19 protein-coding genes and 1 tRNA gene are annotated in these 22,391 nt (G+C 71.8%); 8 read left to right on the forward strand and 12 right to left on the reverse strand.

The annotated features are described in order from the left end of the window. Positions 1–33: 33 nt before the first annotated feature. The 5 genes from argE to F6X51_RS05840 are packed head-to-tail and all read right to left on the reverse strand — an operon-like array spanning position 34 to position 4,830. Positions 34–1,197, reverse strand: a complete 1,164-nt coding sequence (argE, locus tag F6X51_RS05820) for an acetylornithine deacetylase (RefSeq protein ID WP_150962289.1) — start codon at positions 1,195–1,197, stop codon at positions 34–36. 38 nt (positions 1,198–1,235) lie between these two features. After that, positions 1,236–1,934, reverse strand: coding sequence for an ABC transporter ATP-binding protein (locus F6X51_RS05825; protein ID WP_150962290.1), 699 nt, complete (start codon positions 1,932–1,934; stop codon positions 1,236–1,238). Continuing rightward, on the reverse strand, positions 1,921–2,733 hold the full coding sequence (locus F6X51_RS05830) for an ABC transporter ATP-binding protein (protein WP_150962291.1): 813 nt from the start codon (positions 2,731–2,733) through the stop codon (positions 1,921–1,923). Before F6X51_RS05830 ends, F6X51_RS05825 begins: the two co-directional genes overlap by 14 nt. Before the next feature lie 2 nt (positions 2,734–2,735). Next, a complete protein-coding gene (locus tag F6X51_RS05835) occupies positions 2,736–3,908 on the reverse strand; it encodes a branched-chain amino acid ABC transporter permease (RefSeq protein ID WP_150962292.1) in 1,173 nt (390 codons plus the stop codon). 4 nt (positions 3,909–3,912) lie between these two features. Beyond that, entirely contained in the window at positions 3,913–4,830 is a 918-nt protein-coding gene (locus F6X51_RS05840; RefSeq protein WP_150962293.1) for a branched-chain amino acid ABC transporter permease, read from the reverse strand. A gap of 369 nt (positions 4,831–5,199) precedes the next feature. On the opposite strand from F6X51_RS05840, the gene F6X51_RS05845 reads away from it, so the two are divergent. Further along, positions 5,200–6,333 (forward strand): branched-chain amino acid ABC transporter substrate-binding protein, encoded by a 1,134-nt coding sequence (locus F6X51_RS05845; RefSeq protein WP_150962294.1) that lies wholly within the window; start codon positions 5,200–5,202, stop codon positions 6,331–6,333. Positions 6,334–6,628: 295 nt separating this feature from the next. On the opposite strand, the gene F6X51_RS05850 is transcribed toward F6X51_RS05845, so the two are convergent. Both F6X51_RS05850 and F6X51_RS05855 read right to left on the reverse strand, forming a co-directional pair. Beyond that, positions 6,629–7,177 carry a transporter substrate-binding domain-containing protein gene (locus F6X51_RS05850; protein ID WP_246696641.1) on the reverse strand — a complete coding sequence of 183 codons (549 nt, stop codon included), beginning with the start codon at positions 7,175–7,177 and terminating at the stop codon, positions 6,629–6,631. A 90-nt stretch (positions 7,178–7,267) separates the two neighbouring features. Next, on the reverse strand, positions 7,268–8,542 hold the full coding sequence (locus F6X51_RS05855; RefSeq protein ID WP_150962296.1) for an NAD(P)/FAD-dependent oxidoreductase: 1,275 nt from the start codon (positions 8,540–8,542) through the stop codon (positions 7,268–7,270). A 525-nt stretch (positions 8,543–9,067) separates the two neighbouring features. Here F6X51_RS05855 and F6X51_RS05860 point away from each other — a divergent pair. Continuing rightward, on the forward strand, positions 9,068–9,796 hold the full coding sequence (locus F6X51_RS05860) for a transporter substrate-binding domain-containing protein (RefSeq protein WP_150962297.1): 729 nt from the start codon (positions 9,068–9,070) through the stop codon (positions 9,794–9,796). Positions 9,797–10,179: 383 nt separating this feature from the next. Here the strand turns inward: F6X51_RS05860 and F6X51_RS05865 are convergent. Both F6X51_RS05865 and F6X51_RS05870 read right to left on the reverse strand, forming a co-directional pair. Next, positions 10,180–10,271, reverse strand: a tRNA-Ser gene (locus F6X51_RS05865). A gap of 12 nt (positions 10,272–10,283) precedes the next feature. Further along, positions 10,284–11,117: a glycosyltransferase family 2 protein gene (locus F6X51_RS05870; RefSeq protein ID WP_150962298.1), complete on the reverse strand. Its 834-nt coding sequence runs from the start codon at positions 11,115–11,117 to the stop codon at positions 10,284–10,286. Positions 11,118–11,354: 237 nt separating this feature from the next. On the opposite strand from F6X51_RS05870, the gene F6X51_RS05875 reads away from it, so the two are divergent. Then, positions 11,355–12,614 carry a GGDEF domain-containing protein gene (locus F6X51_RS05875; protein WP_191970026.1) on the forward strand — a complete coding sequence of 420 codons (1,260 nt, stop codon included), beginning with the start codon at positions 11,355–11,357 and terminating at the stop codon, positions 12,612–12,614. Positions 12,615–12,657: 43 nt separating this feature from the next. Here F6X51_RS05875 and F6X51_RS05880 read toward each other — a convergent pair whose 3' ends face one another. Beyond that, positions 12,658–14,193 (reverse strand): acyl-CoA synthetase, encoded by a 1,536-nt coding sequence (locus tag F6X51_RS05880; protein ID WP_150962300.1) that lies wholly within the window; start codon positions 14,191–14,193, stop codon positions 12,658–12,660. Positions 14,194–14,523: 330 nt separating this feature from the next. Next, complete coding sequence (locus F6X51_RS05885) at positions 14,524–15,270, reverse strand: sigma-70 family RNA polymerase sigma factor (RefSeq protein ID WP_150962301.1); 747 nt, start codon at positions 15,268–15,270, stop codon at positions 14,524–14,526. Positions 15,271–15,579: 309 nt separating this feature from the next. Here F6X51_RS05885 and F6X51_RS05890 point away from each other — a divergent pair, with 309 nt between their 5' ends. The 5 genes from F6X51_RS05890 to F6X51_RS05910 all read left to right on the forward strand — a co-directional run bounded on the left by F6X51_RS05890 (position 15,580) and on the right by F6X51_RS05910 (position 21,789). Beyond that, positions 15,580–16,410 (forward strand): aldo/keto reductase, encoded by an 831-nt coding sequence (locus F6X51_RS05890; RefSeq protein WP_150962302.1) that lies wholly within the window; start codon positions 15,580–15,582, stop codon positions 16,408–16,410. Between the two features lie 835 nt (positions 16,411–17,245). After that, a complete protein-coding gene (nadA, locus tag F6X51_RS05895; protein ID WP_150962561.1) occupies positions 17,246–18,247 on the forward strand; it encodes a quinolinate synthase NadA in 1,002 nt (333 codons plus the stop codon). Next, entirely contained in the window at positions 18,244–19,785 is a 1,542-nt protein-coding gene (locus F6X51_RS05900; RefSeq protein WP_150962303.1) for an L-aspartate oxidase, read from the forward strand. The genes nadA and F6X51_RS05900 overlap by 4 nt, the downstream gene beginning before the upstream one ends. Beyond that, positions 19,782–20,684: a carboxylating nicotinate-nucleotide diphosphorylase gene (nadC, locus tag F6X51_RS05905; protein ID WP_150962304.1), complete on the forward strand. Its 903-nt coding sequence runs from the start codon at positions 19,782–19,784 to the stop codon at positions 20,682–20,684. Before F6X51_RS05900 ends, nadC begins: the two co-directional genes overlap by 4 nt. Positions 20,685–21,132: 448 nt before the next feature. After that, positions 21,133–21,789 carry a L,D-transpeptidase gene (locus F6X51_RS05910; RefSeq protein ID WP_150962305.1) on the forward strand — a complete coding sequence of 219 codons (657 nt, stop codon included), beginning with the start codon at positions 21,133–21,135 and terminating at the stop codon, positions 21,787–21,789. A gap of 93 nt (positions 21,790–21,882) precedes the next feature. Here F6X51_RS05910 and F6X51_RS05915 read toward each other — a convergent pair whose 3' ends face one another. Then, entirely contained in the window at positions 21,883–22,308 is a 426-nt protein-coding gene (locus tag F6X51_RS05915) for a gamma-butyrobetaine hydroxylase-like domain-containing protein (RefSeq protein ID WP_150962306.1), read from the reverse strand. Between the last annotated feature and the right edge of the window lie 83 nt (positions 22,309–22,391).

The raw sequence follows: 22,391 nt of genomic DNA on the forward strand, positions 1-22,391 counted from the left end.
TCCGCGTGGTCCAGGCGTCCGGAGGACCCGCGCTCAGGCCGCCAGCCGGTCGAGGAGGCGATCCATCATGGCGTCGCAGGCTGCGAGCTGTGCGAGGGTGATGAACTCGTCGGGCCTGTGACCCTGGTCCATCGAGCCCGGACCGCAGACGAGGGTCGGCGTTCCGAGGCGGCTGGCGAACAGCCCGCCCTCCGTCCCGAACGCCACCTTGTGGGTCTTCACCCCGTGTGTCGGCCCGGGTCCCACGAGCGCGGCCAGGAAGGCGACGGCCTCGGAATCGACCGGCGTCGCCAGGCCCGGATAGGCGTTCGTCGGCTCGACGACGATGCGGGCCTCCGGGAAGTCCGTGCGCCGCGCGGCGGCGATCGCCTCTCCGGCGTCGATCATCCGCCCGAGGATTGCCTCGGGATCGTCCGCCGCCACATTCCGGATCTCGAAATCGACCGTGCAGCGGCTCGGAACGATGTTCAGCGCCGTCCCGCCGTCGATCCGCCCGACATGGAGCGTCGTGTAGGGCACCGCGTAGTCCGGGTCGCGCGCCCCTTCCTCGGTCAGCGCGTCCTGCCCGGCCCGCAGGGCCCCGACGAAGTCGCAGGCGAGGTGGATCGCGTTGAGGGCGTTCGGCGCGAGCGCGGAATGGCCGGCGACGCCGCAGCAGGTCGCCCGCGCGGCGAGCTTGCCCTTGTGGCCCGTGGCGATCCCCATCCCGGTCGGCTCGCCCACGATGGTCAGGCGCGGCCTGATCCCGCGCGCGGCGAGCCGGTCGATCAGGGAGCGGACGCCGACGCAGCCGATCTCCTCGTCGTGGCTGAAGGCGAGGTGCAGCGGGACGGCGAGGTCTCGGCCGGAGGCCCGCGCCGCGAGCGCGAGCGCGGCGGCGACGAAGCCCTTCATGTCGGCCGTGCCGCGGCCGTAGGCGCGATCCGCCTCGACGCGCAGCCGGAAGGGATCGGTCGTCCAGGCCTGCCCGGTGGCGGGCACGACGTCGGTGTGACCCGACAGCATGATGCCGGGACGATCGGCCGGTCCGATGGTGGCGAAGAGGTTGGCCTTGCGTCCGCCTTCGGCCTCGACGAGTTCGCTGGCGATGCCGTGCCCCGCGAGGAAATCGCGCACGAAGTCGATCAGGGGCCGGTTCGGATCTCGGCTCACCGTCTCGAACGCCACCAGTCTGTCGAGCAATGTCAGCGTGTCCATCGGCCCGCTCTCCCGGTTGGTCTGTGGTCGATCCGGCGTCAGAGGTAGAGATGCCGGACGGCGTCGTTGTCGAGGAGTTCGCGCGCCGTGCCCGTCGCGACGACGCGGCCCTTCACCAGCATGACGCCGCGATGCGCGATCGAGAGCGCGGTCTCCGCGTTCTGCTCGATCAGCAGAACGGTCGTTCCCCGCCGGTTGACCTCCGCGACCGTGTCGAAATATTCGTCGATGAGCTTCGGCGAGAGGCCGAGGGACGGCTCGTCCATGACGATGAGCTTGGGGTCGCCGATGAGCGCGCGGGCCAGAGCGACCATCGCCTGCTCGCCCCCCGAGAGCGTGCCGGCCCGCTGCCCGATGCGCTCGCGCACGCGCGGGAACAGCTCCAGCATCGCCTCGAGCCGGCCCGCGAAATCGCCGCCGCCGCGCTGCGCCTCGAAGCCCAGGCGGATGTTGTCGCGCACCGACATGTCGGCGAAGAGCCGCCGCCCCTCCGGGACGAAGCCGATGCCGAGGCCGCTCAGCGCCTCGGTGCGCAGCGTCGCGATGTCCTGCCCCATGAGCGTCAGGCGGCCGCGCGCCAGGGGCAGGAGGCCCGACAGGGCCCGGAAGGTCGTCGTCTTGCCCGCGCCGTTGGGCCCCAGGATGCAGACGAGCTCGCCCTCCGCCACCCGGAAGGAAACGTCGCGCAGCATCGGGACGGCGCCGTAATTCGTATCGACGCTCTCAAGGACGAGCATGCTGGGCCGCCTTTCTGCCGAGATAGGCCTCCTGCACGCGCGGGATGAGGCGCACCTCCTCGTAGAGGCCGTCGGCGAGCTTCTGGCCGTAATCGAGCACCAGCACCCGGTTCGGCAGGGATGCGACGAGGCGCATGTCATGCTCGATGATCATCAGAGCGAGCTCGGGGCGCGCGGCGCGGATCGCGCGGATATCGGCCATCAGCGCATCGGTGTCGGCGTCGTCCATGCCGGACGAGGGCTCGTCGAGGAGCAGCACCTTCGGCTCGCTCGCCAGCGCACGCGCGATCTCGAGGCGCCGCCGGTCGGCCTGCGGCAGCTCGGCGGCGGGGCGGTGGCGCTGCGCATAGAGAGTGCGCGACACCGCCTCGAGCAGCTCGGCGGCGCGCCTGGCCGCCTCGCGCAGTTCGGCCTCCGCACGCCCGCGGCGCAGGATCGCGTCGAGCAGGCCGCATCTCATGTGCACGTGCCGGCCGATGACGACGTTGTCGAGCACCGAGAGATCGCCGAACAGGCGGCTCGACTGGAAAGTCCGGGCGATCCCCTTGGCGACGATCCGATGGGCCGGGAGGCCGTTGATCCGCTCGCCCTCGAGGCGGACCTCGCCGGAGGACGGCCTGTAGAGGCCGGTGACGATGTTCAGGAGCGTCGACTTCCCGGCCCCGTTCGGCCCGATGATGCCGAGGATCTCGCCCTTTCGCAGGGTGAAGTCGACCTCGGCCATCGCCACGAGGCCGCCGAAGCGCATGGTGAGGCCGCGGCCCTCCAGGATCACGGGTGCGTCGACAGCTGCGCGCATCGTCAGGCCCCATACCGGCGCAGGCGCTGCGGGAAGAGGCCCTGCGGGCGGATCATCAGGAAGGCGATCACCGTCACGCCGAAGAACAGGATCCGGTAGTCGGAAAAGGCCCGCAGCTTTTCCGGCAACAGCGTGAGCAGGAAGGCTCCGACGATGACGCCGAGCGTGTTGTCCATCCCGCCGGCGATGACCATGGTCATGATGGTCACCGAGACCAGGAAGGTGAAGTTGTCCGGCGAGATGAAGCCGACGTAGAAGGCGTAGATGGTGCCGGCGAAACCGGCCAGGAACGCATCGACCGCGAAGGCCAGGACCTTGTACCACGTCGCGTTGATGCCCTGGCAGCGCGCCGCGAGCTCGTCCGCCCGCAGCGCGTTCCACGCCAGGCCGACCCGCGAATCGTGCACGCGCCGGGCGAACAGGATCGCGATGCCGACGAGCACCGCCGAGAGGTAGTAGAAATTCGCCTGGGACGGCAGGTCGTGGCCGAGGATCACCAGAGGCGCGGCGAAGGAATGCCCGAACAGCTCCGGCGCCGGGATCCCGACGAGGCCGTTCGGGCCGCCGGTGAATTCGAGGTTGTTGAGCAACTGGTGGATGACGACGCCGAAGGCGATCGTCACGAGGGCGAGGTAGCTGTCGCGCGTGCGCATCGAGGGCACGCCGAGGAGGAAGCCGAAGATCGTGGCGACGATCGCCGCGGCGGGCAGCGCGAGCCAGAAGCTGACGTCCCAGTTCAGGGCCAGCAGCGCGGAGGCATAAGCCCCGATCCCGTAGGAGGCGCCTGTCGCGAAGTTCGGGATGTTCGCGCTGCCGAGCTGGAAATTCAGCGCCAGCGCGAGCACGGCGTAGAGCTGCCCGATGACGAGCAGGTGCAGCGCGTAGGTGCTCTTCTCGAGGACGAACGGGAACAGGAGGACGAGGACGAGGCCGAGGCCGGTGGCGAAGCGGGCCTGATCGGCGAAGGCCGCCTCGATCCGTGCCTCGAGGGCGGGCCTGCGCTGCATCGTGACGAGCGCGGCGCCGAACAGGGCCAGCAGCGCGACGACGAGGCGCCCATCCTCGGCGAGCAGGAACTGCCTCAGGAACAACGCGCCCGCAGCCTCGATCGCCGCGACGAGCGCGATGGCCCGGGGCGCCGCGACGGCAGGATGGCGCAGCTTCGATGCAGACATCGTCTCAAACCTTCTCGACGACCGTGCGGCCCAGGAGACCGCTCGGGCGGAAGACCAGCACGGCGATCACGAGGAGGAAGACGAAGACCAGCCGATAGGACGCGCCGTTCGGGATCGTGGCCTGCACCAGCGTGTCGATGCCGGCGATCAGCAGGCTGCCGATGATGGCGCCCGGCATCGAGCCGAGGCCCCCCGCGACCGCCGCCGAGAAGCCGATGAGCCCGACATCGACGCTGAAGTCGAAGCGGACGATCCCGGCATATCCCGAGAAGAAGAGGCCCCCGACCGCGCCGATGGCGGAGGCGATGAAGAAGGTGAGCCGGAAGATGCGCTCCGGCGAGATCGCCATGAGGCGCGCCGCGTCGCGATCCTGCGAGACCGCCTTGATGTGCAGGCCGAGGCGGGTGTTGCCGAGGATGAAGAACAGCGCCCCGACGCACAGGACGGACACGGCGATCGCCACGAGGTTGAACAGCGGCACCGACGTGCCGAACAGCGCGAGGTTGCCCGACACGAGGCGCGGGATGGCGTGGGGGTTCGAGCCGTTCGGGAAAAGGTGCCGGATGAGTTCCCGCAGAACGATCCCGAGGGCCACCGTCGCCACGAGCGCCATCATGGCGGGCGCGTTCCGGAAGCGCTTGATCACGGTGGCGTAGAGGACGCTCCCGATCAGGCCCGTCGCCGCGACGGCCAGCAGCGCCGCGAGGGCGAACCCGGCCGGGGAGGAGGCGCCTCCGAGAGTGCCGGCCAGGGCCGGCATCAGCGCCAGGGCCAGGAACGGCGCGGTCAGCGCGACGTCGGCGTGGGAGAAGTGGATGATGTTGAGGACCCCGAACAGCAGGCTGAAGCCGACGGCGATGAGGGCGTAGATCGAGCCGAGCGTGATGAGGTTGAGAAGCTGCTGTGCGATCTGCGCGGCCATGTCTGCCTCATACGAACGTTCGGCCGGCTCAGGACGCGACCGGGCCCTCGGAGCAATTCGCGAAGCTCCCGCTCTCCGGGAGGTCATACCCGCGGCGCCACATCCTGGCACGACGGCACGGCGAGCGTTTCGCGAGAGGCTCTGACACGGACGGTAGACCGGGGCGAGGCCGGGGAGTGGTCGTATTTTCAGAACCCGGGCTTCGCCGGATCGGAAAGAGCGGCTCCGCTGCTTCGGAAAAAGAGCGTCTCCGCTTCCGAAGATTCGATTTGCCTCGGTTTTCGAAGGACGGATGCTTGAGTATCGAGCACACGGGACGGCGCGCCCGGAACCGATGGGTCCGCCGCGGGCGCCTGCGAGGAGGGGACAATGCGTTTTGGTTCGGGGATTCCAGGCCGCGCGTTCGGGGCCGTCCGCGCCCTGATGGCCACCGCGATCCTCGCCGGAGGCGTCACGGTCGCCCTGGCGCAGGAGACCGTGAAGATCGGCTTCATCGGTCCACTGAGCGGCGGCAATGCCCAGCAGGGTCTGTCCGCGCGGAACGGCTTCCAGCTCGCCATCGACCAAGCCAACGCGTCGGGCCTGCCCTTCAGGATCGAGCCCGTCATCCTCGACGACGCCGCGAATCCGCAGACGGGCGTTTCCGCCGCCCTGAAGCTGACAAACGACAGCCGGGTCGTCGCGGCGACGGGGCACTGGAACAGCGGCGTCGCGCTCGCGACCATCCCGGTCTTCCAGCGGGCCGGCCTCCCGTTCATCGTCTGGGGCGCGATCTCGCCGAAGATCACCGAGCGCAACAACCCGATGGTCTCCCGGGTGGTCACGACTCTCGTCAACACCAACGAGCCCCTGGCCGCCTGGGCGGCCCAGACGATCGGCAAGTCGATTGCCATCGTGTCCGATACGAGCGATTACGGGGCCGCCAACACCAGGAACTTCGAGAAGTTCTACACCGCGGCCGGCGGCAGGATCGTCGCCACGGAGGCGGCACCGGTCGGCACAACCGATTTCCGTGCCCTCCTGACCAAGATCAAGGCCCTGTCTCCGGATGCCGTCTATTTCGGCGGCGTCGTCACGGAGGCCGGGCTCGTGCGCCAGCAGATGGCCGAGTTGGGGATGACTGCCCCGATGATCGGCGTCGACGGGTTCCACGATCCCGATTTCATCAAGATCGCGGGGCCGGCGGCCGAGGGCACGATCGCCGGCATCGTCAAGGAGAAGGGCAATCCGCAGCTCGCGAAGCTGACGCAGGATTATCAGGCCGCCGCGTTCGCGGAGCCCGCGAGCACCTACACGAAGAACGCCTACGACGCGACGAACATCATCGTGGCGGCGATCCGAAAAGCGGGCACGAAGGACAAGGCCGCGATCGCGAAGGCGATCCGCGAGACGCAGTACGACGGCGCGATGGGCCATACGAGCTTCGACGACAATGGCCAGACGAAGCTCCCGGTCGAGCTCGAATTGCGGACCGTGAAGAACGGGGCCTGGGCGACGCGTTAGCAGCCTGCCTTCGTGCAGTGCCTCGGCGACGGCGCCCCGGGCGTCCGGGTGACGGTGCGGCACGCGCCGCGGAAGGCGGTCCGTCGCCCGACCCGGACCGGTCGACCCGCTGTCCGCCGCGCGGCGACAGCTTGCGAGGCTTGGCTCGGACCGGCGCGCGCGGGACGGGGGCGCAGGCGGACGTCGATGCCTGAGCCTTCTGCGAGCGCGTGTCTTCGGCCGGAGAACAGCCGGAGTCCGCTCGCGCATCACCGATGCTGGCTGGGACGGAGGGTCCGGCGCCCGTTGCGTCGGATCAGGAACTCGCCTTGTCGGATGGGGTCCTGATCAGCGCCTTGAGCTGATCGGACATCGGAAATTCGAGGTTCAGCCCGCGCGGCGGCACCGGGGCTTCGAACCACCTCCTGTACAGGTCTGCGAACGCGCCCGATGTCATCAGGCCGACGAGCGTCCCGTCGACGAGCGCCTTGAAGGCCGGATCGTCCTTGCGGAACATCAGGGCGTCGGGGTCGGCCGAGTACGATGTGTCGAGGATCGACAGTTTGGATGGGTCCTTGGCATTCGCTCGCACGCCGGCGAGCAGGATGTCGTCTTCCATGAATGCAGACGCGCGGCCCGTCTCGACGAGCAGGAACGATTCAGCGTGGTCCTTGCCGTGGATGATGTTCAGCTTCAGCCCCTGATCCTGGTTGAGCTTGTTGATGAACTGAGCGGTGTTGGTCCCGGCCGTCACCGCCACCGTCCTTCCCTTGAGATCGTCCGGCGACGCGATGCCGCCGCCCGGCCCGATCTGGTTCTTCGACCTGAGTGCGGCTGACGAGGGGGCGTCCGGGCCGGACCGCACGCATCGGCTCGGCAGCTCTCTGCCCTTCGGTCTCCAAGGCGCGCATGTCGGAGCGCCGCCCGACCCGCTCCCCCAGGGCCCGCATCGGACTTACAGGAAACGTCGAGGATCGAAGGGGCTCAAGGGGATCTCGGGCGCGGCGCGGCTGACGAGCTGGGCGACAATTCGACCCGTCCGAGCCGAGCCCACCAGGCCGACATGGCCGTGTCCGAAGGCGTAGATCACGTCGGCGGTCTTTCGCGCAGGTCCGATGCAGGGCCGCCCGTCCGGCATGCTCGGACGATGCCCGAGCCAGACGCGCGGGCTGTCCGCCGGCACGCTCCCGGCCAGCTTCGGAAACATCGAGATCAGATGGTCGCGAAGGATGTCGGCCCGTTTCCAGTTGGGCGCCGCCGCCAAGCCCGCGAACTCGACCTGCCCGGCGGCCCGCAGGCCACCGTCCATGAAATTGGCGATCATCTTGGCGTCGGACGCCATCACGGGCGTGCGTGGACCGACTTCGGCGTCCGGGATCATCACGTGGTAGCCGCGCTCGCTCTCGAGGGGGAGCGGGTCGCCGAGCGATGCGGCCAGCGCCCGCGAGCGCGCTCCGGCCGCCACCACGGCGCAGTCGCAGGCGATGTCCCCCTGTTCCGTCGTCACGGCCGTGAGGCGTCCCTGCGCGTGACGGAAGCCCGTTGCGCGGGTCGCAACGTATCTGGCGCCGCGCTCGCAGGCGAGCCTGGCCAGGGCGGCCACGTAGTTGCCGGGATCGCGGCAATGCCCCGCCTCTTCGACCACGAGTCCGAAGGTATAGCGTGGATGCAGATCGGGCTCCCGCTGCCGAAGTTCTTCGGCGGAGAGTTCGAGCCACGCGACGCCAACCTTGCGCCGGATGGCCCAGGATCGGGCGTCGTCCTCGAACGCTGCGCGATCGGGATAGACGTGCAGGACGCCGCGCCGCTCGATCAGCCCTGCCACGCCGGCCTCGGCGGCGAGGCTCGCGTGGAATTTCGGCGCGTCGACCAGGAGCGTCCTCAGGGCTTCTGCCGTCTGCTCCACCTGGGCTGCGCTCCTGGCTTCCAGGAGGAAGCGGATCAGCCAGGGCAGGATCACCGGCAGGTAGGTCCACCGGATCGAGAGGGGGCCGAGCGGATCGAGGAGGAACGACGGGACCTTCTTCCACATCCCGGGCTCGGCTGGCGGGATGACGGAATGCGAGGAGAGCCAGCCGGCATTGCCGTAGCTCGACGCGTGCTCGCCGCCCGGCTGGCCCGGGTCGACCACCGTGACCCGGTGCGCGGCCCGCAGACACTCGATGGCGCTCACCGTCCCGACCGCGCCGGAGCCGATGATGACGACATGGCGGCTTGAACCTGCGGGCATCCGTCTTCCTCAATGGGCGCCGTCGAGCGCTCGGCGGCTCTGCCGGACCGCCCCGGAGCCCTAGCACGGTTCGGCGCGAACGTTCGGTCCTGCGCGCCGCCCCGGGTTCGATCCGCAGGTCCGGCAATCGGCAGGATGCCCCTTAAAAGCCGCGCGATCCTGTCCCGCGCCGCTCGAGGTCCGGCGAGCGTCCGCGTGGAGAGAGGACGGTCGTCTTCCGTACGGGTTGTTTCCAAAGCATTGCACGGGTTTCACGGATTGAGTTCTATCGCGCTGCATGCACGCGGTCTTAGGCGAGAATTGCCTTCCACCATCCGATTGCCCCGGGCTCGATGAGCATGCGCTGGCTCACGGCCGCCCTCGACGGGTTCTCGATCCGGCAGGTCGCAGCATGACCCGGGCGCCATTCCTGATCTTGCCGGCGGATCGAGGCCTGTCGGGATCGACAGGCCAATCCTCGGACTTCGATCATCAGCATCTTCTTCTCAGAAATCGTGCGGGCTTGCTCAGGCGGTGCAAGGTGTTATGGACCGGTTTCAATCGGACGGCCGACTGATCGCGGGCGTTTCCTTCGATATCCCCGGCATGGGCTACCGGAACCCTCAGACCGGCGCCGTCACGGGATTCGAGACGGATCTCGCGAGGGCCGTCGGCGAGAGGATCTTCGGCTGCGCGGACCGCGTCGACTTCTTCCCGGTCACGGACGCGGAACGCATCCAGGATCTGCAGGAGGGCCGCGTCGATTTCGTCGCGTCCCAGATGACGATCACGCCGGATCGCGCCGAGCAGGTGGATTTCTCCGTGCCCTACTGCGTGACGCGGGAGGGGCTTCTCGTTCCGGCAGGCAGTTCCATTGCTGGTTTCGAGGACCTGAGAGGCAAGCGCATTGCGGTGACGGGCGGCTCGATTTCGCTGCGCAGGATGCGGGCGGCGCTTCCCTGTCTCCCCGGCGCCACCCTCGTCATCACCCCCCTCAGCGCCGGAAACCTCGTTGCGGTCGACGCGGGCGAAGCGGACGCGGCATCGAACGACATGATCAACCTGACCATGTTGCGGGCCGGTTCGTCCGATCCGGAACGCTACGCGATCATCGACATCGGGGACCGGTTCGAGCCGAAGCCCTTCGGCATGGCCGTCAGGAAAGGGGATCGCAGCCTCCTCGACGTCCTCAATCAAGCCATCGCGAGCCTCGAGACCCAAGGTCAGATCGACCGCATGCGCGACAACGCGCTCGCAAGCCTCGCGCGCTGCTGAGCTTCGCGAGGCAGCCGCTCGGGATATCTTCGACCCGTGCGGTCTCGGCCGGCCCGTGACCGGAGCGGCTCGATCGGCGAACGCATGAACTCGCGCCGCCATGCGCGGGGACGTCCGCCTGATTGTCCGTCCGTCGTCGCGGCCGTCGCCTCGCTTCCACGACGGGCGCTGAGCTGCGTCCTCCGTCCCGAGCGACGCCGTCCCGAGCCCCCTTCGAGCCGGCGCCTCGGTTCCAACGAGCAGCCGCGACGGAACCCGGAAAGGCCGGTCCCGAGATGCCGCTGGGGACATGGGGGCGCGAGAACCGTCCGGGGACCACCCGATGGCCAGCAAGGCGCTGCGCTGAGAAGGCTTTTCCGAATTCGACGGCGTCAGGCAGAGAGTGGCGGAGACGGAGGGATTCGAACCCTCGAAGCCCGTTTCCGGGCTTGCTCATTTAGCAAACGAGTGCCTTCAGCCGCTCGGCCACGTCTCCACGCCCCTGGGATTAGAATTTCGCGTTGGGCGGGTCAACCCGCTTCGCCTCGGGGGGTGCCGGCAATTCGCGGGCGGGCGGGAGGGCCTTGCGGCGCTCGTAGTGCTTGGCCACGCGCAGGTGGCGGGAGATCGCGTAGTTCATCGCCGTGAGGAAGCCGTAGACCCCGCGCACGAAGTGGCGGCGGCCGAGATAGGCCTTGAGGAAATTGCCCGGCAGCTCGACGAAGACGCGCCAGCTCGGGATCGCGACGCCGCGGGCCGCGAGGTCGTCGGCCTGCTGGTCGGAATACCGGTTGAGCTTGTCGAGCTGGTCGCCGAGGGAGCGCACCGAGAAGTGGTGGATCACGCCCCTGATGCGGCCCGGCTCGATGCCCGGCTGCAGCTCGACCCGGTCGTGGACCGGGGAGGGGGCGTAGCGGCCGCGGTCGCGCCGGTAGAGGCGCACCGGCGTCAGCGTGTAGGCCCAGGGGTGGGGCCGGCGCTCGCCGGGGAAGATCTCCGCGATGCCGATGCGCCAGGCCGGGCGCTCCGGCTCGCCCGCGGCGAACAGCGCCCGGATCGCGGCCGCGAGATCGGGGGGGACCACCTCGTCGGCGTCGACGTTGAGGAGCCAGTCGTGGCGGCACCGCTCCTCGGCGAAGCGCTTCTGCGGGCCGTAGCCCGGCCAGTCGTTGTGGATCACCCGGGCGCCGAGCGCGGCGGCCACGTCCTGCGTGCCGTCGGTCGAGCCCGAATCGACGACCACGAGGTCGTCCGTCAGATCGCGGACCGCCCGGATCGTGGCGCCGATCCGGTCCGCCTCGTTCTTGGCGATGATGAAGACGGAGAGGGGCAGGGCGGTCATCGGCGCGGAGGCTGGCGGGCCCGGGAGGCGGGAGGGACCGCTCTATAGGGAGGCCGGGCGACGGACAAGCGCGGCCCGGGCCGGGCGGGCCGGGCCCGACTGAACAGAATCTGCGCTCAACGTCCGGGGTTTCGCGGCAAAACGCCCGCGTCCGCGAACCGGCGCTTCATGGTCGGCGTGGTGAGATCCCGGATCGACGGCAGCGCACCTCGTATCTCGATCCTTGTAAAGCGAGCAATGAAAACAACCAGTCACGTCGAGGCGACGGCGCGGAAGGACGGCGTCGGGCGTCGGATCGGACGCCTCGCGTTTCCGCCCGAGTTGGAGCGGTCCTTCCGGATCGCCGAGAACGCCGTCCAGGCCCGGTCGGACGTCGTGACCATCACGGCGGCGGTCGTCGCCCTCAACGCCTTCCTGCTCACCGACAAGGACCTGATCCCGGACGTGTTCGACCTCGCCGTCGTGCTGCGCATCGGCATCATGACGCCGCTCTTCGTCCTGTACCTGCCGCTGCGGAGCTGGGCGATCCGGCGGGACCCGGCGAGCGCGCTCCACGCGCTCTACGCCTCTGCCCTCTACCTCCTGAGTTTCGCGTTCCTGCTCGTCCTGCACGCCCGGACCGAGAGTCGCACCGCGGCCGATTACTTCATCGGCTGCCACGTCGTGATCGTGTACTTCAACTGCCTGGGGTACGGCGGATTCAAGATCCACTTCTGGACGACGTGCCTCGCCTGCCTGCTCTTCGCCTTCGGGATCATGCAGGTCACGGTGACCCAGCCCGCCGTCAAGCTCGACGCGACCTTGAGCCTGGTGGTGACGGCCGTGCTCACGCTCCTCGGCGTCTACCGGGTCGAGTTCAACCGGCGCGCCCGCTTCCTCGCCCACGCGCGGGCGCAAAGCCTGCTGGCGGAGCAGACCGCGCTGGCGGCGCGGCTGAACCGGGCGAATGCCGAGCTGCGCACCCACGCGCTCACCGATCCCCTGACGGGCCTCGCCAACCGGCGCCGCCTCGACGAGGTGCGGCGCCGGCTCGAGGCGCGCAGCATCCCGGCCTCGCGGATCGGCGTCGTGATGATCGACGTCGATCACTTCAAGCTCTTCAACGACCGGCACGGGCACACCGCGGGCGATGCCTGCCTCGTCGCGGTGGCGCGGGCGCTGCGGGGCGCCGTGCGGCCCCGCGACCTCGTGGTGCGCGCCGGCGGCGAGGAATTCCTCGTTCTGCTGATCGGCCTGTCGGCCGAGGCGGCGGCGGAGGCGGCCGAGCGGCTGCACCGGGCCGTCGCGGGGCTCGCCATCCCGCACGGCGCCCGACCGGACGGCCTCGACCGGGTCAGCGTCAGCGTCGGGGCGGCGATCGGGCCGGCGCAGCCCGGCACCAGCCTGGCGCAGCGGATCGCGGCAGCGGACGCGGCGCTCTACCGCGCGAAGCTGGCCGGCCGCGACCGCGTCGCCGTCGCCGATCCGGTCCGCGAGCGGATGCCCTCGGCGGCCTGAGACGGGCCCCCTGTCGGGCCGTGCGGTGGGGGCGAGCCCCGCCTCAGGCGGCGCCCGCGGCCTCGTCGAGGCGCTTGCGCTGCACCTTGCCGTTCGGGGTGCGGGGCAGCCCGGCCAGGAACCGGATCTCGCGCGGGCACTTGTAGGCGGCCAAACGCGCCCGGCACCAGGCCAGGAGGGCGTCGGCATCCGGCTCGGCCCCGGCGCGCAGCACCACGAAGCCGCAGATCACCCGCACGTCCGCCCGGACCGCGCGTTCCGCCACCCCGACCTCGACGACGTCCGGGTGGGCGCCGAGCACTCCCTCGACCTCGTTCGGCGAGACCCGGTAGCCCATGGCGTTCATCAGGTCGTCGTTGCGGCCCGCGAACCAGAGGTAGCCATCGGGATCGAGGGCCGCGAGGTCGCCGCCGACGAACCAGTCGCCGCGCATCACCGCGGCCTCCTCCTCCGGCCGGTTCCAGTAGCCGAGCATCAGGCCGGGCTCGGAGCGGTGGATTGCGAGGAGCCCGGTCTCCCCCGGGGGCAGGGGCTCGGGCGGCCCGTCGACGGGCAGGATCGCGACGCGACGCCCGGGCTGGGGCCGGCCCGGGGAGCCCGGCCGCACCGGGATGGTCGGGCCGCTCGAGACGTAGGTGGAGATCTCGCTCATCCCGAGGGCCTCGTAGAGGGGCTTGCCCGTCGCCGCCTGCCAGGCCTCGAGGAGATCGACCGGCAGGGCCTCGCCCGCGGTGCAGCCGTGGCGCAGGCTCGACAGGTCGGCGGCCGCGAGGTCGGCGTATTTCAGGATCTGGCGGTAGAGGCTCGGCACCGCGGCGAACAGGGTGGCGCGGTACCGGGCGATCAGGCGGGGCCAGATCGCGGGGTCGCGCGGGCCATCGTACAGCACCGTCCCGGCCCCGACCGCCCAGGGGTCGCTGAGGCCGACCCCGAGGGTGTAGGTCCAGTTCATGGTGCCGGCATGCAGCATCACGTCGTCGGCCCGGAGGCCGAGCCAGTGCGCGTGCATCGGCCGGCGCCCGTAGATGGCCCGGTGGGCGTGCAGCACGCCCTTCGGCCGGCTGGTGGTGCCGGAGGTGTAGACGAGGGTCGCGGGATCGTCGGCGGCGGTGTCGGCGTAGCCGGCGAGCGGCGGGCCGGCCTTCATGGCGGCAATCTCCGCCGGTCCGAGCAGGATGCGCCCGCCGAGGCCCGCCGGGTCGATCGGGCAGCCCGCGCCCGCGACCACGATCGCGGCGCCCGAATTCTCCATCAGGAACCCGGCCTCGGCGGGCGTCAGCTGCGGCGAGGCGGGCAGGGCGACGAGCCCCGCCGCGAGGGCGCCGAAATAGACGAGGACGTAATCCGCCTCGTTGCCCATGCGGATCATCACCCGCGCGCCCGGCGCGAGGCCGAGGCCGAGCAGCCCCGCCGCGATGCCCCGCACGGCGCGGTCGACCTCGCCGAAGCTCAGGCGCGCCCGCGGCCCGTCCTCGCCCGCCAGGATCAGGGCGCTCTTGTCGGGGCGGGCCCGCGCGTTCCCGGCGAGGCAGTAGCGGGCGGCGTTGAAGCGGGCCGGGGGCTGGCGGTCGTCGGACAAGGCGGGCCCTGCTCTGCGGGTTCCGGGGCGTCCCCGGTCTCCCCCGCCGGGCGCCCCCGCGTCAACCGCCGCGAGACCCTCGCGGTCGGGGTCGGTGCCGAGCGTGCGGGAGAGGTGGGGCGCACCGCCCTCCGCAACCGGCGCGGGAAGCGCGACGGGCCCCTCTCCCGTCCGGGAGAGGTTTGCCCGCGAAGCGGGCCGGGCGAGGGATGCGCGTTGTCCGGATACGTCGCACCCCTCACCGTTCCGCTCACGCGGATTCGACCACGCCCGGACGGGAGAGGTGGGTCCTCGGCCGCCCGCGCCCGCGGCTCCGGACCGTCGGCGGCGTCAGGCCTCGATGCCCAGGCGGTCGGCGCCGAGGGCCGAGAGGGTGAGGTGGTCGGCGCCGATCTCGGCGGCGGTGTAGCCGAGGAGGCCGGCGAGCTGGTCGCGGGCGCGCCAGACCCGGCTCTTCACCGTGCCGATGCAGCACTTCATCACCGCGGCGGCCTCCTCGTAGGTCATGTCCTCGATGGCGACGAGGATCAGCGCCTCGCGCATCGCGGGGGGCAGGCGGGCGAGGGCGGACTGGACGTCCTGCAGATCGAGGTGCCCCCCCTGCGACGGCACCGTGGCGAGGCGCCGGGCATGGTCGCCGTCGCTGTCGGCGACCTCGCGGGCGTAGCGCCGGTGCTCGCTGTAGAGGGCGTTGCGCATGATGGTGAAGAGCCAGGCGCCGAGATTGGTGCCGGCCTGGAACCGGGCCCGGCTGCGCCAGGCGCGCAGCAGCGTGTCCTGCACGAGGTCGTCGGCGGCCGTGGGGTTGCGGGTCAGCGAGACGGCGAAGCTCTGCAGGCTCGGCAGCGCCTGGAGCAGGCCCTCGCGGAAGGCATGGGCGTCGCGGTCCCCCTGCGCGGCGAGCGCGTCCTCGAGCCGGGCGATCAGCTCGGCGAAGCGGTCGGGCGGGGCGGGCTCGCGCAACGCCGCGTAGGCGGCCTTCAGGCTCTGCCCGAGATGGGCGCGGATCAGCGCGGGCAGGATCGGGATGGTCTCGGGCGGGGCGGCAGCGATGCGGCGAGCCTTGGTCTGCGACATCGGTCCCCGATCGGCTGGCGCCTCGACGTGGGCGCGCGCTGCGCGGCGCGCAGACCGACGTTCTCGCAAGGTGCGCCGACCGGCGCTTCCACATAGGTTACGGTCCGGGCCTGTTCCCCGCCGCAACGGCGATTCGGGCGGCCGGCGCCGGGCAGGTGCGGCGCCGCACTCGACGGACGGGGCGGCGCGACACAGGTGAGGCGGAGGATTCCCGACAGCCCGCCAGGCCTGCCGGCCCCGCCCCGCGGGCCGGCGCCCGCGCGGGCCCGCGTCGCGCCGCGCCCCCATCCCAGATCCGGAGACCGTCCGATGCCCGTCCGCATCCCGACCCTGACCCTGAACGACGGCCGCCCGATGCCGCAGCTCGGCCTCGGCGTCTACCAGCTGGAGGAGGCGCGCACCCCCGACATCGTCGGGCGCGCCATCGCGGCCGGGTACCGCGCGATCGACACCGCGGCGATCTACGGCAACGAGGCCGGCGTCGGCCGGGCGATCCGCGAGGCCGGGATCCCGCGCGATGACCTGTTCGTCACCACGAAGCTCTGGAACGACGACCAGGGCCTCGACGGCACGCGCCGGGCCTTCGACGCCAGCCTGACGCGCCTCGGCCTCGACCGGGTCGACCTCTACCTGATCCACTGGCCCTGCCCGGACCGGGGCCTGTTCGTCGAGACCTGGAAGGAGCTGATCCGCTTCCGCGAGGAGGGCCGCGCCAGCTCGATCGGCGTCTCGAACTTCACGCCGGCCCATCTCCAGCGCCTGATCAGCGAGACCGGCGTGGTGCCGGTGGTCAACCAGATCGAGCTGCACCCGCATTTCCAGCAGGCGGCCCTGCGGGACGCCCATGCCCGCCACGGCATCGTGACGGAATCCTGGAGCCCCCTCGGCCAGGGCAGGGAGCTCGCCGACCCGGTTCTCGCCGGGATCGCCCGCGCCCACGGCCGCAGCCCGGCCCAGGTCGCCCTGCGCTGGCACGTCCAGAACGGCTTCGTGGCGATCCCTAAGACCGCCACCCCCGCCCGCATCGCCGAGAACGTCGCGCTCTTCGACTTCACCCTCAGCCCCGACGAGATGGCCCGGATCGCCACCCTCGACCGCCCCGACGCCCGCCTCGGCCCGGACCCGGACAGCTTCGGCTGAGGCGCCGGGGCCCGGCGGGGGCGCCGGGCGTCCCCCGGCCAGCGGAGCGCCCCACCTCTCCCGTCCGGCAGGGGGGCGCGTCGCGCCGCCCGAGCCTGCCGATCAGTCCTCCGGGAACCGCGGCCCGCCCCACCTCTCCCGTCCGGGAGAGGTCGAGTCGGCGCCAGCCGACCGGGTGAGGGGTGCGCCCTCTCCGGAGAGGTCAGATCCCTCACCCCAACCCTCTCCCGCACGGGAGAGGGGGCGCGTCGCGCTGCCCGAGCCTGCCGATCAGTCCTAGGGGAACCGCGGCGCTCCACCTCTCCCGTCCGGGAGAGGTGGAGTCGGCGCCAGCCGACCGGGTGAGGGGTGCGGCCTCTCCGGACAACGCGCATCCCTGACCCCGACCCTCTCCCGCTCGGGAGAGGGGGCCCGTCGCGCCACCCGCGCCCACCCCGGGACCACGATTCACTCCGGACAGCGGCCCGCCCCACCTCTCCCGTCCGGGAGAGGTCGAGTCGGCGCCAGCCGACCGGGTGAGGGGTGCGCGTTATCCGGACAAGTCGCATCCCTCACCCCGGCCCGCTGCGCGGGGAAACCTCTCCCGCACGCGAGTTGGGGCGCAGCGGGCCACCCGCGACCCCGAGTGCGCGCGGAGCACCCCGACCCCGCGTCGGCGCTTCCCACCGCACCGCACCCAAACGATGCGCCGCAAAATTGTTATGCTCAGTCTCAGCATATCTGGACAGACGCCTCCGGCGCGCCTAGTTTAGGCGGCACAATGCTCAAAGTGAGCATAATGGAGGACGCGATGGCGGCGACCAGTTCCCCGATCGCTCAAGCCCGCAACCGGCCGATGGTGCAGCCCGGCGCGTCCGGCCACGGGATGCCCCTGCCGGAGCTCTACGCCCGGGTGAGCCGGCACGTGCCGGCCATCGAGTGGCCGGCGCTGGCCCCGGACATCGAGGCGATCCTGCGTCTGAAGCGGGAGCGCAACGCCGTCGTCCTGGCGCACAACTACCAGGCCCCCGAGATCTTCCATACGGTGGCGGACATCGTCGGCGACAGCCTGGCGCTCGCCCGCGAGGCCGTGAAGGTCGATGCCGACGTGATCGTGCTCGCGGGCGTCCACTTCATGGCGGAGACGGCCAAGCTCCTGAACCCGGCCAAGACCGTGCTGATCCCGGACATGCGGGCCGGCTGCTCGCTCGCCGACTCGATCACCGCCGAGGACGTGCGGGGCCTGCGCGCCCGCTACCCGGGCGTGCCGATCGTCACCTACGTCAACACCTCGGCGGCCGTGAAGGCGGAATCGGACCTGTGCTGCACCTCCGGCAACGCGGTCGAGGTGATCCGCTCCCTGAACGCGCCCCGGGTCCTGATGATCCCGGACGAGTTCCTGGCCCAGAACACCCAGGCGGCGCTCCCCGAGATCGAGATCCTGACCTGGGCCGGGCATTGCGAGGTGCACGAGCGCTTCACCCCCGCCGACATCCGGGAAGTGCGCGACAGCTACCCCGGCGTCACCGTGATCGCCCACCCGGAATGCCCGCCGGACGTGGTCGCCGAGTCCGACTTCTCGGGCTCCACCGCCATGATGATGAACTTCGTGATCGAGAAGCGCCCCGCCCAGGTCGTCCTCGTGACCGAGTGCTCGATGGCCGACAACATCGCGGCGGCCAACCCCGACATCGAGTTCATCAAGCCCTGCAACATGTGCCCGCACATGAAGCGCATGAGCCTCGCCAACATCCGGCACGCCCTCGAGACCATGACCCACGAGGTGACGGTGGCGCCCGAGTTCGCGGACCGGGCCCGGGCGGCGGTCGAGCGCATGCTCGCGGTCAAGCCGCGATGAACGCCCTCTCGCGCAACCCCGCCGACCGGGTCATCGTGGTCGGGGCCGGCGTGGCGGGCCTTGCCGTGGCGCTCCGCCTGGCACCGCGGCCCGTCACCCTCGTCACCGCCAAGGCGCTCGGCCTCGGCACCGCCACGGGATGGGCGCAGGGCGGCATCGCGGCCGCGATCGGCCCCGACGACGCGCCGGCTCTGCACGCCGCCGACACCGAGGCCGCCGGCGCCGGCCTGACCGAGCCGGACGTCGCCGCCCGCGTGGCGGCGGCCGGCCCCGGACTGATCGGGTGGCTGGTGGCGCAGGGCGTGCCCTTCGACCGCGAGGCCGACGGGGCCCTCGCCCTCGGGCTCGAGGCGGCGCATGGCCGCCGCCGGATCGTGCGCTCGGGCGGCGACTCGACCGGCCGCATGGTGCTCGAGGGGCTGGTGCGGGCAGTCGCCCGCACGCCCTCGATCGAGACCGTGGTGGCGACGGTGCGCGACCTCCTGCACGACGCGCGCGGGGCGGTGGCGGGCGTCGTCTGCGAGGCCGACGGGGCGCGCTTCCGCCTGCTCGGCCGGGCCGTGGTGCTCGCCACCGGCGGCGTCGGCGGCCTCTACGCCTCGACCACCAACCCCGCCGGCGCCACCGGCCTCGGCCTGGCGCTGGCGGCCCGGGCCGGCGCCATCCTGCGCGACCTCGAATTCGTGCAGTTCCACCCGACCGCGATCGCGGCCGGCGCCGACCCGATGCCGCTCGCCACCGAGGCCCTGCGGGGGGAGGGCGCGCGCCTGATCGACGGGCACGGCAACCCCGTGATGGCCGGCATCGCCGGGGGCGACCTCGCCCCCCGCGACGTGGTGGCGCGGGCGATCTTCCAGACCCTCGCCCGCGGCGACAGCGTCGCCCTCGACGCCCGCGGCGCCCTCGGCGCCCGGATGCCGACCCGGTTCCCCACCGTGGCGGCCCTCTGCGCCGGCGCCGGGATCGACCCGGCCGTGCAGGCGATCCCCGTGCGCCCGGCCGCCCACTACCACATGGGCGGCGTCCTGGTGGATGCCCGGGGCGCCAGCACGGTGCCGGGCCTCTACGCCTGCGGCGAGGTCGCCTCGACGGGGCTGCACGGGGCGAACCGCCTCGCCAGCAACTCGCTCCTCGAGGCCCTGGCCACGGCGGCCTGGATCGCGGACGACCTCGAGGTGCCGGCCCCCGGGCGGATCCTGCCCGGGCGCCCCGGATCGGCGGCCGGGTCCGCGGCCGGACCCGCCGACCTGTCGCCGATCCGGGGCATCATGGAGCGCGAGGTCGGGGTGGTGCGGGAGGCCGCCGGGCTCGGCCGGGCCGTCGCCCGCCTCGCCCCCCTGGCGCGGGCCGGCAGCGCGGCCGCCCTCACGGGCCTGATGATCGCGCACGCGGCGCTCGGCCGGCAGGAGAGCCGCGGCGCCCACTGGCGCGGCGACTTCCCGGGCGCCGAGCCGGCGCGCCACAGCGCGACGCGCCTGTCGGACCTGCTCGCCGCGACCGAGACCCGCCCGACCGCCGAGGAGGCCCTGACCCCATGACCGAGACCCAGGCACCCGACGCCCTGCCGCCCGGCGCAGCGTCGCCCGACCCCCTCCCACCCCTGCCGCGCCTCCTCGTCGAGCCGATCGTCCGGGCGGCACTGGTGGAGGATCTCGGCCGGGCCGGCGACATCACCACCGACGCGATCGTGCCGGCCTCGGCCCGCCTCGACGGCGTCATCGCGGCGCGCCAGGCCGGCGTGATCGCCGGCACCGACGCCGCCGCCATCGCCTTCGGGCTGATCGACCCGGCCGTCGCGGTCGAGGTGGTGCGGGGCGACGGCGCCGCGGTCGCGCCCGGCGACGTGGTGATCCGCCTCTCCGGGCCCGCCCGGGCGATCCTCACCGCCGAGCGGGTCGCCCTCAACCTCCTGTGCCGGATGTCCGGGGTGGCCACCGCCACCGCCTCCCTCGTCGAGGCGGCCCGGCCGCACGGCAAGGCCCGGATCGTCTGCACCCGCAAGACCACGCCGGGCCTGCGCTCCCTCGAGAAGCACGCGGTGCGGGCCGGCGGCGGCTCGAACCACCGCTTCGGCCTCGACGACGCGGTCCTGATCAAGGACAACCACGTGGCGGTCGCGGGCGGCATCATCCCGGCGATCGCGCGGGCCCGCGCCCGGACCGGCCACCTCGTCAAGATCGAGGTCGAGGTCGACACCCTGGCCCAGCTCGAGGAGGCCCTCTCGGTCGGCGCCGACGCCGTGCTCCTCGACAACATGAGCCCGGCCGCGCTGACCCGGGCGGTGGCGATGATCGACGGGCGCGCCCTCAGCGAGGCCTCGGGCCGCATCACCCGCGACACCGTCGGGGCGGTGGCGGCCTCGGGGGTCGACCTGATCTCCTGCGGCTGGATCACCCACAGCGCCGCGATCATCGACCTCGGGCTCGACGCGGCCTGACCCGTGGCCGCGGCTCGCGGCCACGAAAAAGCGCGCCCCGGTCGAGGGCGCGCTTGGGAAGGGGGCCCACGGTCTCAGGCTATGGGCTGGCCGGACCCTAGCGAACCGGGCAGGCGCCGGCACCGGCTCGGCCGGCCGATCCGTTGACGGTTCCGGGCCGATGTCGTCCGGAACAAATCCATCGGCCCCGAAACCGCGAGAGGCGCGGGTCCGCTCATGATTTGTTCCGGTTCCGCGGTCGATCCGGGGCGGGCTCGTCCGGCATCGGCCGGCCCGGCGGCCACAGTGTTGCCACGGTGTCACGGGACGGGCGGAAGCGTGGCCGTATCGGGATTTGAGCTTCACTTTAGGGCGGCAGCGTTTACCCCTTGGCGACGCGCGGCACGGCATCGTGCTCCAGTGTTCCCCTGAGTTTCCACAAACCTTCGCCTGCCCACGAGAGGCTTTGATGCGTCGTTTCGCCCCCGCCCTCACCGGGTTCGCCTGCGCGGCTGCCGCGTGGGCGTCGCCCGCGCTCGCCTACGAGATCGACCCGCTGACCCGGCAGCCCCTCGACAACGCCCTCTCGGTGCGCGTCCGCTCGCAGGCCGTCGCGGTCCCGACCGCGAACGCCTCCCTGAACACCGCCGACCCGCTCGCCGCCTCCGCGGTGCCGCAGATGTCGGCGATCGCCCGCGAGCAGGTCGCCTATAACGGCCCCTACGGCGCCGGCACGATCGTGGTCTCCACCGCCGAGCGCCGCCTGTACTACGTGCTCGGCAGCGGCCAGGCCCTGCGCTACGGCGTCGGCGTCGGCCGCCCGGGCTTCACCTGGGGCGGCGTGCAGACCATCACGATGAAGCGCGAGTGGCCGGATTGGCGTCCGCCGGCCCAGATGCTGCGCCGTCGTCCCGACCTGCCGCGCTACATGAAGGGCGGCCTCGAGAACCCGCTCGGCGCCCGCGCCATGTATCTCGGCGGCTCGATCTACCGCATCCACGGCTCGAACGAGCCGGAGACGATCGGCACCGCCGTCTCCTCGGGCTGCATCCGCATGACCAACGAGGATGTCAGCGACCTCTACACCCGCGCCAAGGTCGGCACGAAGGTGATCGTCCAGCGCTGAGGCCGGCTCCGCGAGGAACCAACGTGGCGGGGCCGGCGGAAGCGCCGGCCCTTTCTCTTTGACGATCAAGGCCTTGCGAGACGCCGCACGCGCCTAGTGACAGCCGCACCCGCTGCCGCAGGAGCCCCCCGTCGCCTCACCCTTGGCCGGCGCCCTGACCGGGTCCCGGCTCAGGCCGCGCTCCCCCAGCTCGGACAGGTAGGTCGCCCAGCGCGCGTCGAAGCCGCGGCCGAGGTCGTGCAGGTAGTCCCAGCCGAAGATCCCGGTATCGTGCATGTCGTCGAAGCGCAGCTTCACCGCGTAGTTGCCGATCGGCTCCACCGCCAGGATCATCACGTGGCGCTTGCCGCCGATCACCTTGCGCTCGGCCGGCGAGTGGCCCTGCACCTCCGCCGACGGGCTCGAGACCCGCAGGTACTCGGCCGGCAGGGAGAAGCGCCCGCCGTCCTCGAAGGCCACGATCAGACTGCGCTTATCGGCCGACAGCCGGATCTCGGTGGGCCAGCGTTCCTCGCTCATGGACAAATCCCAACTCTCCGGAAGCCCCCGCGGCGTCGCGAGCCCGACGAGCCCGTAACCCAGCCATCCGGCCGGCGCGCTTG

Source organism: Methylobacterium planeticum, from assembly GCF_008806345.1.
GTDB lineage: Bacteria > Pseudomonadota > Alphaproteobacteria > Rhizobiales > Beijerinckiaceae > Methylobacterium > Methylobacterium planeticum.